The 15565-nt window shown below is 33.6% G+C and carries 15 protein-coding genes; 8 read left to right on the top strand and 7 right to left on the bottom strand.

What is annotated here, in order from left to right; translation table 11 throughout:
• Positions 1-336: 336 nt before the first annotated feature.
• Positions 337-1044: a Crp/Fnr family transcriptional regulator gene (locus Q0505_RS09895; RefSeq protein WP_299212237.1), complete on the bottom strand. Its 708-nt coding sequence runs from the start codon at positions 1042-1044 to the stop codon at positions 337-339.
• Between the two features lie 242 nt (positions 1045-1286).
• On the opposite strand from Q0505_RS09895, the gene Q0505_RS09890 reads away from it, so the two are divergent.
• Both Q0505_RS09890 and Q0505_RS09885 read left to right on the top strand, forming a co-directional pair.
• The gene (locus Q0505_RS09890) at positions 1287-2318 is read left to right on the top strand and encodes a response regulator transcription factor (protein WP_299212234.1); all 1032 of its coding nucleotides are present in this window, start codon (positions 1287-1289) and stop codon (positions 2316-2318) included.
• A 287-nt stretch (positions 2319-2605) separates the two neighbouring features.
• Complete coding sequence (locus tag Q0505_RS09885; protein WP_299212231.1) at positions 2606-3625, top strand: AraC family transcriptional regulator; 1020 nt, start codon at positions 2606-2608, stop codon at positions 3623-3625.
• 74 nt (positions 3626-3699) lie between these two features.
• Here Q0505_RS09885 and Q0505_RS09880 read toward each other — a convergent pair whose 3' ends face one another.
• Positions 3700-4401 carry an SOS response-associated peptidase family protein gene (locus Q0505_RS09880; RefSeq protein WP_299212228.1) on the bottom strand — a complete coding sequence of 234 codons (702 nt, stop codon included), beginning with the start codon at positions 4399-4401 and terminating at the stop codon, positions 3700-3702.
• Positions 4402-4644: 243 nt separating this feature from the next.
• On the opposite strand from Q0505_RS09880, the gene Q0505_RS09875 reads away from it, so the two are divergent.
• The 3 genes from Q0505_RS09875 to Q0505_RS09865 all read left to right on the top strand — a co-directional run bounded on the left by Q0505_RS09875 (position 4645) and on the right by Q0505_RS09865 (position 9026).
• Positions 4645-5655 (top strand): AraC family transcriptional regulator, encoded by a 1011-nt coding sequence (locus tag Q0505_RS09875; protein ID WP_299212224.1) that lies wholly within the window; start codon positions 4645-4647, stop codon positions 5653-5655.
• A 1040-nt stretch (positions 5656-6695) separates the two neighbouring features.
• Positions 6696-8435: a thiamine pyrophosphate-dependent enzyme gene (locus Q0505_RS09870; protein WP_299212221.1), complete on the top strand. Its 1740-nt coding sequence runs from the start codon at positions 6696-6698 to the stop codon at positions 8433-8435.
• A 156-nt stretch (positions 8436-8591) separates the two neighbouring features.
• Positions 8592-9026, top strand: a complete 435-nt coding sequence (locus Q0505_RS09865; protein WP_299212218.1) for a response regulator — start codon at positions 8592-8594, stop codon at positions 9024-9026.
• A gap of 118 nt (positions 9027-9144) precedes the next feature.
• On the opposite strand, the gene Q0505_RS09860 is transcribed toward Q0505_RS09865, so the two are convergent.
• The 4 genes from Q0505_RS09860 to Q0505_RS09845 form a co-directional block, all read right to left on the bottom strand.
• Entirely contained in the window at positions 9145-9720 is a 576-nt protein-coding gene (locus Q0505_RS09860) for a hypothetical protein (protein WP_299212215.1), read from the bottom strand.
• Positions 9721-9864: 144 nt separating this feature from the next.
• Positions 9865-10017, bottom strand: a complete 153-nt coding sequence (locus Q0505_RS09855) for a hypothetical protein (protein ID WP_299212212.1) — start codon at positions 10015-10017, stop codon at positions 9865-9867.
• A gap of 84 nt (positions 10018-10101) precedes the next feature.
• Positions 10102-10401 (bottom strand): ribosome-associated translation inhibitor RaiA, encoded by a 300-nt coding sequence (gene raiA, locus Q0505_RS09850; protein ID WP_299212209.1) that lies wholly within the window; start codon positions 10399-10401, stop codon positions 10102-10104.
• 28 nt (positions 10402-10429) lie between these two features.
• The gene (locus Q0505_RS09845) at positions 10430-11113 is read right to left on the bottom strand and encodes a type 1 glutamine amidotransferase domain-containing protein (protein ID WP_299212206.1); all 684 of its coding nucleotides are present in this window, start codon (positions 11111-11113) and stop codon (positions 10430-10432) included.
• Positions 11114-11717: 604 nt separating this feature from the next.
• Here Q0505_RS09845 and Q0505_RS09840 point away from each other — a divergent pair.
• The 3 genes from Q0505_RS09840 to Q0505_RS09830 are packed head-to-tail and all read left to right on the top strand — an operon-like array spanning position 11718 to position 14727.
• The gene (locus tag Q0505_RS09840) at positions 11718-12800 is read left to right on the top strand and encodes an efflux RND transporter periplasmic adaptor subunit (RefSeq protein ID WP_299212203.1); all 1083 of its coding nucleotides are present in this window, start codon (positions 11718-11720) and stop codon (positions 12798-12800) included.
• Positions 12797-14053 carry an FtsX-like permease family protein gene (locus tag Q0505_RS09835; RefSeq protein WP_299212200.1) on the top strand — a complete coding sequence of 419 codons (1257 nt, stop codon included), beginning with the start codon at positions 12797-12799 and terminating at the stop codon, positions 14051-14053. The genes Q0505_RS09840 and Q0505_RS09835 overlap by 4 nt, the downstream gene beginning before the upstream one ends.
• Complete coding sequence (locus tag Q0505_RS09830; RefSeq protein ID WP_299212197.1) at positions 14053-14727, top strand: ABC transporter ATP-binding protein; 675 nt, start codon at positions 14053-14055, stop codon at positions 14725-14727. Before Q0505_RS09835 ends, Q0505_RS09830 begins: the two co-directional genes overlap by 1 nt.
• Positions 14728-14852: 125 nt before the next feature.
• On the opposite strand, the gene Q0505_RS09825 is transcribed toward Q0505_RS09830, so the two are convergent.
• Positions 14853-15554, bottom strand: coding sequence for an OmpA family protein (locus Q0505_RS09825; protein WP_299212194.1), 702 nt, complete (start codon positions 15552-15554; stop codon positions 14853-14855).
• Between the last annotated feature and the right edge of the window lie 11 nt (positions 15555-15565).

Genomic DNA, 15565 nt, shown 5'->3' with positions numbered 1-15565 from the left:
CAAATGAAACAATAGGAAAACAAATGGATTAATAGCATATTTTTCTTAACAAATATATTCTTAGGAGATAAAGACATTATGATTTTACTTTCAATGTTGTTCTTTGATTTTGTTACTTTGGACTAATTCCCAATAGAACGCTACATTAAACTACGGTCTTATGTGTTGGTTATACTCAAAAGATGTAAGAAATAAAATATCTACATAAGTTATAAATAATAAATATATCATACAAGATAATATGATAAATTTAAGAGATTTTAAGTTTTAGAACAGCTACCTAAGTACCACTTGTGTGAAAAATTATTATACGATTAAGAATTCTAAATTTAAAAATCAAGAAAGATGCTTTTCTTCAGCAATTGATAAAAGTATTTTTAGATTCTTTACATTGATTTTTTTTCGGCTTACCGAGATAGCACCACAACGTTTTAGTTCTTGGATGTGTCTACTCACAACTGATCTGGTAGTACCTATAAGACTTGCAATCTCTTCGTTTGGGAGGTTATTAATTAATTGTAATTCATTAGTCTCGTCATTTATATTTTTGAGTAATAATACAGCCAAACGTACTAAAGTACTATGTAAGGTTACATCTGTAGCAACGTTCATAAGTTGTTGCATACGCTCTCCTAAATAATATAAAATAGACTTGTGTATTGAGGGATATTTATTAATCCATAATCGCATGTGTACCATCGGAATTTTTAATACTTCCAATGGCTCTAGAGCTTCCCAATACACATCGTGTGGTTTAGAATCTAGTAAAGATAATACATCAAAAACATCGCCATTGGACAACACAAAAACTGTATGTTCTCTGCCAGTATCAGGATTGGATTTAAACACTTTAAGCTTACCAGACACTATAAAGTAAAAAGTAGATTCAACTTCAAGACTGCTTTTAAATTTTCTGACCTTCCAATTCTCTGTAGTCATCTGACTTAAAAGTTGTTCCAGAGATTCAATATGAGAATCCTTAAAAAAAGAAGATTGCGTGAGTTCTGTTAAATATTTTTTGTAATGAAGATCTGTAGGTGCCATCAAATTGAATAAATTTAAAGGTACTAAAATTTAAAGTAATTAAAGGTGACATATCGATTATACTAAGTAATATATACTATAAACTTTATACTATTATTTTCATTAGAATCAAACATTTTATATTAAGTGATACTAGCAATTATTTTAATTAAATATTTTTGAATTTATTTAATAATAAAAAATGCTAAACATACTTTTAGTACCTTTCCAATGACCTAACAATAGCATCCTCTACTCAAATAATGAAAAAGAAATTACAAATAAGAGATTTAAAAGTATCTGACGTGGTCATAGACATGGCTAAAACGTTAGGTGTGGATTATGATGAAGAGCACTGTGAAACCTGTCTTGAATTACCCGAACATCTAGGATCTGGCTATGTAAAAGCATACGAATTTGATTTTGGTTTTGGGATTATAGAAACTGACTATACATTAAAAAAAGATTTTCATTTTGACCTTAAGAAAGGAGCGTTGTATCCTTTAAAGATTTTATTTAATAGAGGTGGGAGTTTTTACCACTGTTTTGAAGAAGATGGCAAAGAGACCGAAATAAAAACTTCTGAAAGCCTTATTGTGGCTGGCACCGCTAGTAACAATCATGTTTTCAAATTTAAAGCAGGCGTACCTACGTGTATCTTTAGCCTAGAGATCAACCGAAAGCTTTTTGAAGAAAAGATAGAGTCATTCCTCCCAAACATGGATGAAGAATTAATCACCTTATTTAGGGATGTAAACGGGATCAATAATTTCTTTCATAAAAGTAGATTTAATGATACTATTTCAAAATTTCTAGAAGAATTTACAGAATGTGACTTAGATGGCTTTATGAAACAAGTCTATCAAGAAGGCAAGTCTTATGAGATTTTCACACATATTCTAAAGCAATATCTTGATGATCAAAAAAATCTCGACAAACGAGTGATCATGAGAAAATCTACCGTTGAGAGTATAGAAAAAGCACGGGCAATTATAAAAGATCAAATTGCGATACCTATTAATGTTTCTAGTCTTGCAAAAAAAGTAGGTGTAAATCAAAACACCTTACAAAACGGTTTTAGAAATTTATATGATGTTTCTGTAAATGAATATATCCGAAACCACAGAATTGATACTGCAAAACAACTTCTCACTGATACAGATTTAAATATCACAGAAGTAACCTATAAAGTAGGGATAAATAGCAGAAGCTATTTTTCTAAACTGTTCAAAAATAAATTTGGTGTCAGTCCTAATGAATACCTTAAAAAGGTACGTTCTAAATCTACTGGGTAATTTCAATTTCTAAATCAGTTGAATCGTGAGGGTTTATTTTGCTTTCGCGAAAGCGGACTTCGCAACCCAACATTCTTTCATTTCCAACACCCCAAATATAAGTATACCAGCACATTATATACTTAAAAATATACTCCTAATTTTTCTCTATTATTACTATTTGCCTAATTTTGCTTTCGCGAAAGCGTACCAATAGTGTTATTTTATGTTTCATATTTGTTAATTAGAGTTCAACAAATCTCATTTCTTTGCACCCTATAAGCACAATAACGCTAAGGAAGAAATTAATGCGGGAGATTGAAATACAAGATATAGACGGTATTGCTATCATTGAGCAACTCAATAAGCATATTCAAGGGAAGATTACCGAAGAGTGGGGAGAATATGTGCTAGAGTTTGACAATGAAGTAGGGAAAGGAATGATACGAAGCATCGCCTTTGATTGGGGAGTGACCCTTGTAGATTATGATGTCAACTTTATAGAGGATACCAAAATTGTTTTTCATATAAAGGATGCTAGTCCTGTTGAGTTTATTTTTGTTTCCGAAGGACAATTAGGATACAGCAATGATATTGAAGAGCGTGAAGTAACTTTTGAGCGCTATCAAAATATTATTATAGCGGCTAAAAAGAATACAAAAGAACGCTATGTATTTCCTAAGAAAATAGCGGTAAAAGTAAACTTCATTTATGTAATGCGTAAGGAATATAATCGCAAGAAAAATCACAACATTCCTTCGCTAGACAACTCTTTATCAATAACTTTTAACGACAAAGAGTCAGTAGCTTCTTATGAGCATTATGGTAATTTTAGTCTTAAAATCGCCGATCAAATCAAGCAGTTACAAGAAAATTATAATCATGGCATCATACGTACATTATCTATAGAAGGTCAACTCAACTTGATTATGGCGATGCAAATGGCAGAGCATAATAATCACGAACAGGGTATTGCATTACCAGAGTCACTTTCTAAAGAAGAACTTAAAAAAATACACAGCCTTGCTAATTACATCGTAGATAATGTTGCAGAACCCTTGACGGTAGCTATACTTGGAGAAGAGTCTGGTTTGAGTAATCGGAAGCTACAACTAGGTTTTAGGGTCTTATATTCTAAAAGTGTGAACGAATATGTACGACAGATCAAGTTAGAACTGGCACGTGATTATTTAAAAACGTCAAGTCTATCTATTTCTGAAATAGTATATAATATTGGATTTAAAAGTAGAAGCTATTTTTCAAAAATATTTTTTGAACACTACGGCGTATTACCTACCGATTATAGAAAAAGACTTAAGAGAAACTAAATAATCCTTGGGCATAGACCCACGAGGTATTAAACTGAACATCGTTTTTAATTTCTGTAGTAAGATTTAAAAGATTATACTTTTGGGATATTTTTATAATCCATCGGCTCTAAGATGGTATCATAGGTAATATTATTTTTGAAGAATTCTCTTGCTACTGGATGTGCTTTAAGATGATGGTCTTGTTTTGATACTAATTGGTTCTGAATCTGTTCTGTTGACGTTGTATTATTTAACCAGTTGCTCCTATCTTTTTGTTCAATAATAAGTGGCATTGTATTTTCTATATTTTGTATCTCTCTTATAACAGCGTCACTTTCTTTCATAATTAACGCAACTGTTAAAAATCCATCATCTAGCTGGGTATATACGCCGCCAAGACTAATAGGCAATCCTTCATCATGGTATACATAATAAGGATATAAAACACCGTTTTTTAAGTGGTATATAAAAAATCCAGACACCAGAACAAGACATCGCTGGTTATCTAAACAGGTATCAAAAAAAGGTGTGCTATTAAGTTCTTCGACCGTACAGTTCAAAGTATCGTATACACTTTGAAAATAAGACCACTCATCTTGATAAGTACTAGGTAATAGCCCCCAAATAGCGAAAGAAATTTTACTAGGATTCTCTTGGGTAATAATGGACAAAGAGCATTCTACACCTCCATCAATAACGGATTGTTTTCTGTAAAGACTTCCATAGCGAAACGTTGCTTGGAAAGTACACTCTAAAGTATTCTTATCTATTGTATTTGAAATCTTCTTGCACATACCATCAACATTTATAGTTGCAATATCCAACAAAACAACGAGTACTAATAGCGTAAACACATCTAATGATAACCCAATAGTAAAAAAGAAAATAAGCCATTGTTCAATCTTTGCGGGGTATGAGTTACATCTAATCTTAATACCGTTAAACAAAACAAAATGCTTCCTTTATTTTTACAGTATAAATAACACGTTACAAGATCATTCTTAAAGATCTAAATAGTAACACACAACACTAGGAAGATGAACGATGTAAAAAATTATGTAGGATATTCAGCAATTGAAAAGATTTCAAGTAACTTAAAGGGAACGTGTGAACGTGTTGGAGAAATAGATATATTAACAATTGATGAAAGTATTGGACAAGGTACTGTACGTTGTGTACAATTACAACCAGGTATTCAAATCATTAGTTTACAGGTATCTTTACTAGAAGACACTCGCGTTTGTATTGATGATTTACTTACAGAGTCTTTGCAGTTCTATTATTGTCACGAAGGGAATATAGCGCATCATTTTAAAGAGAAAACGCTTACACACTCATTAGACCAATATCAAACGGCTATAGTACGTAGTATTATAGGATACGATGGTGAAGTCTTGATCCCTAAAGATGTTGAAACAGATATTCATATCACGCTTGTCAATAAAAATGTTTTATTTGATACCTTTCAAAAGGTCGAAAATTATTTTGGCACAAGTCTTTTGGATTTGTTAGATAGTATTGATTATGCTCATCAATACATACACTTGGGACATCTTAATTTAAAAATTGCAGCGCAGTTGCGTTTAATTTCCTATGATACTACTGAAAATAAAATATCACAACAATTAGTCAACAAAGGACGCTATTACATTATTTTAGCTAAACAGATTGCCCAATTTCATAGTGAAAAATCTACTGTAAAAAACACAAGTGGTCTGCTTAAAAAAGAACTTCAGCAAATCACATCTCTTAGTGAGGCCATAAAAGAAAATCCAGAAGTACAATACAGTCTTAAAAAATTATGTTTGGCATCTGGATTATCTCCCGCTAAACTTCAAGAAGGTTTTAAGTTTATGTTTGATCGTACGGTATCTGATTTTATAAAAACAACCCGTCTTGAAAAAGCCGCTTCTCTAATTGTCACAACAGATCTATCTATTTCTGAAATTGTCTACAATATAGGGTTGACAAGTAGAAGCTATTTCTGTAAGATTTTCAAAAGTAAATACCATTACAGCCCAAAAGAGTATAGAAAGAAAAGTGTGTAATTCCCTCTTAATACCTATGAATTAGAAAAATAAAAAGTCGTTTAGTTAGCTGCTAAACGACTTTTTTACACCCACTGTACATAGATCACTCACTGACTACACACAGATTCTTAATCATAATTATTCTATAGATTTTATAGGCAAAAACCCTTTATCTATCTTATCTTTTTGATATTCTAAAAGTAAATGAACATTGCAAAAATCTTCTATTTTTAAATACTCCACAACTTTTTGTGTTGTGCCTATATCATCATATTCTCTTGCTTTTATTTTTTCTAAAAAAATAGCCTACATGATATAATATTCATGTAGACCATTTTCTGGAATCAAGTGTTAATTGATCGTCTAAATCAAAAGAAACAAGTATTTGTCATTAATACGTAAATAGTTCTTTTCAATTTGTTTTTAACAAAAAAAGACTGTTTGCTTACAAGAGTAATAACTAATCAACCAAATAACGGCAAACAGCCTTTGCAATAACTTTTGTAAAAATACATCTAGTAACTATCCTATCTTAACTCAAATGCACGAACGTTTAATGTTTTTAATTAATTGAATTTAAGCGATACATATTTAACGTGAGTTCGACGTAAAAAATTAGTAAGTTTTTTAGTATAATTACGTTAAAATCAACCTTTTTTTTCGTTTTATTTACTCGTCTAAAGAAAACCGAACCAAAAGAAAAGACGCTTTTTATGCGCGTGATTTCTATTTTAGATTTTGAAACTTACGAATCTTCGATTTCTTAGGTATTTTTTCGCTTGAAGCGAAAAAACACAAGAAGTTTCTGCCATCGCTTCTCCTCGCACAGAACTTACATTCTGTCGTATACTAGAGAAAAAGAAGAAAAGCTTATATCGAACTCACGTTATTTAATGTATTGTGTTATTACTTTAATTGAATGAGAACATATCAAACATGACTATTGGTTATTTTGACATATATAATTCGGAAATTTATCCTTCAAATATGTATTATATATTTCATTACTTATATTTGAATACATATCTTTTAAAACGATCTATACTTAATATACTACTATGAACGTATCACAACAATTACTCTCCATATTACAACAAGAAGGTGTCAAAAATATATTTGGTGTTGCTGGAGATGCCTTAAATCCTTTGATTGATGCTATAGGAAAACAAGATCTTATACAATGGATTAATGTACATCATGAAGGTAATGGCTCCTATGCAGCCTTTGCACAAGGAGAACTAAGTGACAACTTTGGGGTATGTGCAAGTACGGTAGGTCCAGGAGCATTACATCTTATTAATGGATTATATAATGCAAAAAAAGAAAGATCTCCTGTCATCGCTATTACGGGTCAGATAGGATTAGAACACTTAGGTACTAATAGTCATCAAGAAGTAGATCTGGAAAAAATTTATGAAGATGTATGTGCCTATCAAGCCATTATCAGATCTCCAGAAGAAGCACCTAGGGTGATCTTGAGGGCGATTCGGATAGCTATCAATCAGAAGTGTGTTTGTAGAATTGAATTACCAGCAGATATCGCAGCTATGAAAGCTGAAAACCAAGATTATGTACATAAAGTATTTAGATCGCGGAGTACTATAGTTCCTATAAATGAAGATATATTACAAGCAGCACAACTCATAAATACATCAGAAAAAGTAGCAATCCTAGGTGGTGCAGGTTGTAGAGAAGCTAGAGATCTTGTTCTGGAATTTTCAGAAAAATTAAAAGCACCTATTACACATACCCTCCGATCCTCAGATATTTTTGATCATCAAGAAGCAAATGTAGTGGGTCTTACGGGACTTATAGGAAATCCTTCTGGCTATAAGGCAGTTATGGAGTGTGATCTGTTAATTATGTTAGGAACCGATTTTCCTTATACAGATTTCTTGCCTGAAAATACAAAGACAATTCAGATAGACATTCGTTCAGAAAATATAGGAAATCGTACCCCAGTCACCTTAGGATTACATGGTGATCTCTTTACTACCGTTCAAAAACTCATCAATGTATGTGATGCTAAAACAGATGATGCTTTTTTAGTCTCCTTAAGAGAGCGTTTTTCAAAATATAAAGATAAGATGCATGATCAGGCAGATCCTTCAAGGGATATGGAGCCACTGCATCCTCAGATATTTTCAAAAATGGTCAGTGATCACGCTTCGCTAGATGCGATTTTTACTATCGATACAGGAACATCTGCCATTTGGGCAAGCAATTATATGAGCTTTCATAGCGATCGTCGTATCATAGGATCTTTTAATCATGGCTCTATGGCGGTAGGACTTCCCGCCGCCATAGGCGCGCAATTACTGCATCCAGAAAGAGAAGTTTGGACACTTATGGGCGATGGCGCTTTTAATATGTGTTTGCAGGATTTTTCGACAGCGGTTCACAACCAACTCCCTATCAAAATTATTATTTTTAATAACAGTCAGTTAGGATTTGTAAAAATCGAAATGGAAGAAGCAGGACTTGCTCCTAATTTTGATGCACTGAGAGTTCAAAATTTTGATTTTGCAGCTTATGCACGTTTGTGTGGTGGTGAAGGTATACGGGTAGAAAAAGCAGCAGATATCGAACATGCGGTACGCATGGCAAAAGCATCAAAAAAACCATTCATCATTGATGCCATTGTTACCGATGCCGAATTATCACTACCTCCTAAAATAGGCTTTGAAGAAGCCAAAGGATTTGGAATATCCAAAATGAAAGAAGTTTTGAGAGCATTCTCAGGTGAAAAAGAACAATGGGAAAATATCAAAAAAGAGATCGAAGCTTATTTTGATTAACGTTTTGGTGATGGTACGCTTTCGCGAAAGCGTATAAAAGTCAAATATAATGCATGATATCGCACTTTTAACCTAATTACGTTAAACATCATTTTATATCAGTTAATGTTCTATCTTTAATAGGGTGACCTTTGTAGAAATCAAATAATTTTTGGTATGCTATTAAAAACAAGACATATTATATTGGTAGATGACGATGAAGACGAATGTCTGTTATTTGAAGATGCGCTTCTTGAACTTGGGTATCAAGCTCAATTTTTATATTTCAGAAATGGACAAGAAACTATAGATTATCTAGAATCGACTCCTGATATTACTTCCTACCTTATCTTTTTGGATCTTAATATGCCCGCAATGTCTGGTAAAGACTGCTTGAGAGTGTTGAGAAAACATACGAAGCTTAAAGATATCCCTGTGGCTATTTATTCTACAACATCAGATCAAGGAGACATAGAAGAAACACACACTCTAGGCGCAAACGTATATATTAAAAAACCTGTCCATTTTACAGGAATTAAGCATACGCTTAACACAATGCTTACAATTAATTGGGATATGTATCTTGGAAATTACGTACTACCTTCAATATAATATGGGTTATTAAGTAATAGGAAAATATCAGAATCACAATAATATCTGATAATTTCTTTATCATAAAAAAAGAGGCTTCCTGATCAGGAAGCCTCTTTTATTTGCTATATAGTAGCTATTATTTTGTATAGATTACCTTAGCATTTTTCATGTCTGCTTTAAAAGCAGATAAATCTTTTACATATTTGAAGCGATCGTTAAATACTCTATTTGGCTTTTCTCCAACGATAATATATTTTACATTTAAATCTGGAGCATTTAATATCACTTGGTCAGATACTCTCATCTTTTTGTCTCCAATAGATACAGTACCTTCTTTCAATTCTGAAATGACATATAGGTCATTGTTAGTTGCTAGAATTTCTTTAATCATAATAGTATGCTCATTACCTACTACCTCAGCTTCTACGACAAGATTAAGCTCTTCTTTTTCTCCTGAATTTGGCATGTCAACATCTAGATAAGGAACTTCCATTTCTTCTTCTTCCATAACGATAACGACTTTTGGTACGCTTACCATTTTGGTACGCATCCCTACGTTTACATCTGCCCAATCTACATCATACGTTGGCATTTGTCCAGCTTCTGTATCTACGTCGACACTTATTTCTGGCAATTCTGCTTCTTTTTTCTGATTAATGTCACAACTTGTAACTAATAATGTAATAACTGCTAATCCTAGTATTTTTTTCATAATATATGGTTTTGTTGTTAAGGCTATTTTTATTCGTATAATTTATATGACATACATGCACTATAAATAGCCTTATTATTATAGTACATAAAGTCTTTCGTAGATACTTCTTATTAAAAAAAAGTATTTATATTCTTTGCAATATTAGAATACTCCGAGGTAAAATCCGGTTGCGATCACTGCTATTGCTAACGCAATCAAAACTCCAATAATAAATTTTGCAGTATTTGTTGTGAGCTTATTTTTTTGAAGAATGTAATCATCTCTATCTTCTTCTTCTTCTTTTACAAATTTCATGATGTCTTTTTTAAATTAATCTTTTACTTTTTTATATGCTTTCGCGAAAGCGAACATAATCTGTCTATATAATAAAAGCAGCCATTAATGTTGTTGCATCTCGCTTTTACGCTTTTCCAATTGCTTATTAAGTTCTCTTATGCATTCTGATATAGAACTTTCAAAACTTGTTGTATCTGAAGATGAAAATAATCTCGGTCCTGGAGCACTCAGACGAATACTACATTGATGTCCCGTATTACCAGTTTTATTTTCTTTCTTAAAAAATACGTCCCCTCTAATAACAAAAGGGTATTTTTTTGAGAGATTATTTAATGAATCTTCTACGTGTTGTTCTAGGCGTTCGCTTGCGGTTATATTTTGATATTCAAATACTATATTCATATATGTTTTTTTTGGGTTATTATTATTTTTATGCTTGTAGTTCTTCGAGTAAACGTTCGGCTACCTTTTCTGAAGATGCTGGATTTTGACCTGTAATTAATAATCCATCTTGGACAATATACGGCTGCCAATCATCTGTCTTTGAATAAATACCGCCGTTTTCTTTCAGCATATCCTCAACTAAAAAAGGAACCACATCTGTAAGTGATACAGCTTCCTCTTCGGTGTTGGAAAATCCAGTAACTTTTTTTCCTTGTACTAACGGCGTTCCATTTTCTTTTTTGGTATGTTTAAAAATGGCAGGTGCATGGCATACGGCGCTTACGAGCTTTTTGTTCTCGTAAAATGATTCTATAAGTTGTATAGAATCCTTATCTGTAGCGAGATCCCAAAGCGGACCGTGACCTCCTGGGTAAAAAACAGCATCATATCCATTATGATCTATTTCTGATAATGGAATCGTTTCTGCTAAGTGATCTTGTGTTTCTTTATCTTCTTTAAAACGTACTACAGAAGGCGTCTGCTGATCTGGAGCATCACTTTTTGGATCAATAGGAGGTAATCCTCCTTTTGGCGAAGCAAGAGTTATTTTACATCCTGCATCTTTTAACGTGTAATATGGACTAGCAAATTCTTCTATCCAAAATCCTGTCTTTTGATCCGTGTCTCCTAACTCTTCATGACTCGTTAGTACAAATAATATATGTTTCATTCTGTGTTTTAGCTTTGAAGTGAGTAGTAATTAATAGTATATCAATTAGTACATTACAAAGATGCCGCTATCTACTAGAAAATGTATTATAGAATTATTACACATTGTTATAAAATTTCAAGTCAGCCTCTAAGTATAGGTATTTCAGGAGTGGTTAAATATCTATACGACACAAGGAATAAACACTGGAAAACACACAAAGTATAAACAATGTAATATATGTCATAATAGATGATACGTGATTATTTTACATTTAAGACGTATTAATCTACAAAACGTAATGTTCATACAATTCAACTATGTCTCTTTTGGTGTGGGGATAACTAAGGCATTTTAATTCCTTATAAAGATGAAATATATTTTCAGCATACTACTCTTACTACACGGTCTTATACACTTTATCGGATTTGTAAAAGCCTTCTCCATAGCAGAAGTACAACAGCTTAGCTTACGCAAAGCATTCCTAAAAATAAAAGATCAATGATATAAGTAGAAGTGCTTTATCATTGAAAATAGATAACATACCAATATAAAGTATACGAAGTATGATTATTATCATTTTGCACCTGAAGCATTTGGGATACTTTTGGTCAAAAGATAGCCCATGAAACCGCTCCTTATCTTGATCCTGCTTATGTTAGTAGTCTCCTGCCAGAGCGATACAGAAAAGACATATCCTCAATACAGATCTTTACACACTGCGGTCTATGCTTCGGCGACAGTACAACCAGATAGCTTGTATGAAGTATATGCCAATGTACAAGGCATCTTACAACACAATCTTGTGACCGAAGGTGATCTCCTCACACCAGGTACCTCCATCGCACAACTCATTAATAATAAACCACAGCTTCAAGCAGAAAATGCGAGATTGTTATATACGCTTTCGCGAAAGCAATATGAAGGCAACACTACCCTACTTACGTCGATAAAACAAGAGATCAACGCCGCAGAATTAAATGTAAAAAACGACTCTGTAAATTATACAAGACAAGAACGGCTTTGGAATCAAAACATAGGCAGTAAAGCCCAATATGAAGCAAAAAAACTCGCGTATCAAAACTCGCAAACCATCTTACAAAACCTTAAAATAAAACTCAATCGTACCAAAGATGAACTTCAAACTCAACTAAACACCTCACAAAACAGCTATAAAACCGCCATATCAACCACCGAAGATTTTACGGTAAAAAGTACCATTCACGGTAAAGTATATGCTTTATATAAAAACTCAGGCGAGAGTATCTCTCCACAAACTCCTATTGCACTTGTAGGGAGTTCCAAGAGTTTTAATATAGAAATGCTTGTCGATGAGGTGGATATTGTGGGGGTAAGATTACAGCAAGAAATTGTACTCACCCTAGATGCCTATCCAGATACGTTGTTTACGGCAAAAGTGCATAAAATATACCCTAGTAAAAATGCTCGGAATCAGACGTTTCTTGTAGAAGGACATTTTACACAACCCCCTCAAACGCTCTATCCTGGGCTCTCTGGAGAGGCAAATATTATTATACAGCAAAAAGATAGTGTACTCGTGATTCCTAAAAAATATCTTATGAATGGCAATCAAGTACAAACTAAAAAAGGACGTGTCACTATTAAGAGCGGTCTAGAGAATATGGAGTACGTAGAAGTCATTTCTGGTCTAGATACCACTACAGAAATAATCCTCCCAAAAGAATGATTAACTGGCAAGTCATATTAAGTATTGCTAAAACCCATCTGGTCTCAAAAAGAAAACAAACCATCACGGCTGGTCTTGGCGTTACTTTTGGAATCGGCGCTTATATTACCTTGGTGTGTTTTATGACAGGTTTAAACGGAATGCTGGACAGTTTAATTCTAGATCAAACACCGCACATTCATATATTTAATGAGATAGAACCTTCTCAAGTGCAACCGCTAGAACAAAAATTTAAAGAGGCGCTTACCCAAGTACATTCTGTCAGACCTAAACAGCGTAAAAAAAATATTCACAATGCGTTCCCGCTGATTCAGAATCTGACGAATAATAGTGATGTCATGGCTGCCTTACCACAAGTAAACACGCAAATATTTTATGTGTCTGGCGCTATTGAGTTGGGAGGTAATCTCACAGGGATGCTCCCCAATGAGGAAGTGACCTATTTTAATTTTGATAAATATATCATTTCTGGTACATCACAAGCGTTAGAAAATATTCCTAATAGTATTTTGTTAGGCGTTGGGATCGCAGAAAAAATGTCGCTTTCCGTAGGCGATCGCGTACAGATAAGTACCGCGAATGGTACCGTGCAACCCTTAAAAATAGTAGGACTCTTTCAAAGTGGTATTGCAGAAATAGATAATGTGTTTAGTTTTTCAACCGTAAAAACTGTTCAGCAACTGCTAGGAGAACCCAAAAGTTATATCACAGATATCAATGTAAAATTATTTGATATGGAGAAGGCGTTTACGCTTTCGCGAAAGCTAGAAAAACAACACAACCTGAAAGCGATAGACATCAAAACAGCAAATGCACAATTTGAAACAGGCACCACCATCCGCAACCTTATCACCTACTCGGTGTCTATCACCTTATTGATTGTCGCTGGTTTTGGGATTTATAATATCCTAAATATGCTTATTTATGAGAAGATGAATGATATTGCTATTTTGAAAGCAACGGGGTTTTCTGGTCGAGATGTACAATATATCTTTATGAGTCAAGCGATTATCATAGGGATTCTAGGCGGCTGTCTGGGTTTAGTCCTCGGCTTTTTATTGTCACTAGCCATAGATAACACGCCTTTTGATACGCAAGCCCTTCCTACCATTACGACGTATCCTGTCAATCACGACCCTGTTTTCTATATCATCGGAATTGTATTTGCACTCATAGCCACATTTTTTGCAGGATATCTCCCAGCTCGTAAAGCACGAAAAATAGATCCCGTACAAATTATAAGAGGTCAATAATGGAAACTGTTTTACATACAAAAAACATAGATAAGTATTTTCGTAATCCCGTGCCTTTTCACGTACTAAAGAATATTAATCTTTCGGTGAAAAAAGGAGAGTTTGCTTCTATTATGGGAAAATCCGGCTGTGGTAAATCTACCTTACTATATATTCTTTCTACTATGGATAGAGACTATGAGGGAGAACTCTTTATAAATGAAGATTTGATTACTGGACAAGATGGAGATACGCTATCACGCATACGCAATGAGCACATAGGATTTGTGTTTCAGTTTCACTATTTACTCTCTGAATTTACGGTTCTAGAAAATGTCATGTTACCGGCAAAAAAACTTGCCCGAAAATCTTATGAAGAAATCACCCATGATGCTATGGAAAAGTTACGTATGCTCAATATAGATCACCTCGCCACAAAAAGAGCTTCCAGAGTCTCAGGAGGAGAAAAACAGCGTATTGCGATTGCGCGTGCGCTCATTAATGATCCTACAATTATTATGGGAGACGAACCCACAGGAAATCTAGATAGTTATAATGCAGATAATGTACTTGATATATTCAGACAACTTTCTGATGAGCAAGGGTTGTCGTTATTAATTGTGACACACGATACTGAGTTTGCTTCCAAAACAGATCGTATTATCACGATGAGCGATGGCCGTATTATATCCTGATTTTATAGATTTACACAACATAATCTTAGAAAGAAAATAGTACTTAAAATCTATAATATCCTACAACAAAAAAAGGCTCTCTAAAAATATTTTTAGAAAGCCTTTTTACTGATAAAAGATAATAATTATCCTTTCATTTTAGCTTCTCTTTCAGCATTTGCTTTCATTGTTTCATCAGGAACAATGGCTAATGTTACACGTCTATTTTTTGCTCTTCCTTCTGCAGTTTCATTAGTTGCTGCAGGTTGAGTTTCTCCATACCATACCGTTGTAAAGTGGCTAGATGGGATTCCGCTAGAAGCTAAATATTCACTAACAGATGTTGCTCTACGTTGAGACAATAATAAATTGGAAGATTCTGGTCCTACACTATCAGTATGTCCAGCAACAATAATTTTTGTGTTTGGATATTCTTTCATCACATTAGCAAGCTTTGTAAGCAAAGCTTGTGACTCAGCATTAACATTATATTTTGCCGTATCAAAGTACACACCTGAATTCTCATCAAAGGTAACAACGATACCGTTGTCAATACGCTCTACAGTTGCTCCTGGAATTTCTTCCTCTATTTTTTGAGCTTGCTTGTCCATTTGGTTTCCTATAATGATTCCAGCTCCTCCACCTACAACACCACCAATAATGGCACCTAGTTCTGAGTTTTCTCCATCGCCTGTGTTGTTACCTATAATAGCACCTAATATAGCCCCTGTCGTGGCTCCTATTACAGCTCCTTTTTGTTTATTATTTGCGTTTTTTGTGGCTTCACATCCTACTGATAGGGTTGCACAAATAGCAATAATTGATATATTTCTTAATATTGATTTCATAATTTTATTGA

The sequence above is a fragment of the uncultured Dokdonia sp. genome, assembly GCF_937910895.1.
Taxonomy (GTDB): Bacteria; Bacteroidota; Bacteroidia; order Flavobacteriales; family Flavobacteriaceae; genus Dokdonia.
Note: the sequence above shows the minus strand (reverse complement) of the source record. Positions and strands in the feature narration are given on the sequence as shown.

Bases quoted from the DNA above. Each gene is read 5' to 3' on its own strand.
- Q0505_RS09895 (WP_299212237.1), bottom strand. From the start codon at position 1,044: ATGGCACCTACAGATCTTCATTACAAAAAATATTTAACAGAACTCACG.
- Q0505_RS09890 (WP_299212234.1), top strand. From the start codon at position 1,287: ATGAAAAAGAAATTACAAATAAGAGATTTAAAAGTATCTGACGTGGTC.
- Q0505_RS09885 (WP_299212231.1), top strand. From the start codon at position 2,606: ATGCGGGAGATTGAAATACAAGATATAGACGGTATTGCTATCATTGAG.
- Q0505_RS09880 (WP_299212228.1), bottom strand. From the start codon at position 4,401: ATGTGCAAGAAGATTTCAAATACAATAGATAAGAATACTTTAGAGTGT.
- Q0505_RS09875 (WP_299212224.1), top strand. From the start codon at position 4,645: ATGAACGATGTAAAAAATTATGTAGGATATTCAGCAATTGAAAAGATT.
- Q0505_RS09870 (WP_299212221.1), top strand. From the start codon at position 6,696: ATGAACGTATCACAACAATTACTCTCCATATTACAACAAGAAGGTGTC.
- Q0505_RS09865 (WP_299212218.1), top strand. From the start codon at position 8,592: ATGCTATTAAAAACAAGACATATTATATTGGTAGATGACGATGAAGAC.
- Q0505_RS09860 (WP_299212215.1), bottom strand. From the start codon at position 9,720: ATGAAAAAAATACTAGGATTAGCAGTTATTACATTATTAGTTACAAGT.
- Q0505_RS09855 (WP_299212212.1), bottom strand. From the start codon at position 10,017: ATGAAATTTGTAAAAGAAGAAGAAGAAGATAGAGATGATTACATTCTT.
- raiA (WP_299212209.1), bottom strand. From the start codon at position 10,401: ATGAATATAGTATTTGAATATCAAAATATAACCGCAAGCGAACGCCTA.
- Q0505_RS09845 (WP_299212206.1), bottom strand. From the start codon at position 11,113: ATGAAACATATATTATTTGTACTAACGAGTCATGAAGAGTTAGGAGAC.
- Q0505_RS09840 (WP_299212203.1), top strand. From the start codon at position 11,718: ATGAAACCGCTCCTTATCTTGATCCTGCTTATGTTAGTAGTCTCCTGC.
- Q0505_RS09835 (WP_299212200.1), top strand. From the start codon at position 12,797: ATGATTAACTGGCAAGTCATATTAAGTATTGCTAAAACCCATCTGGTC.
- Q0505_RS09830 (WP_299212197.1), top strand. From the start codon at position 14,053: ATGGAAACTGTTTTACATACAAAAAACATAGATAAGTATTTTCGTAAT.
- Q0505_RS09825 (WP_299212194.1), bottom strand. From the start codon at position 15,554: ATGAAATCAATATTAAGAAATATATCAATTATTGCTATTTGTGCAACC.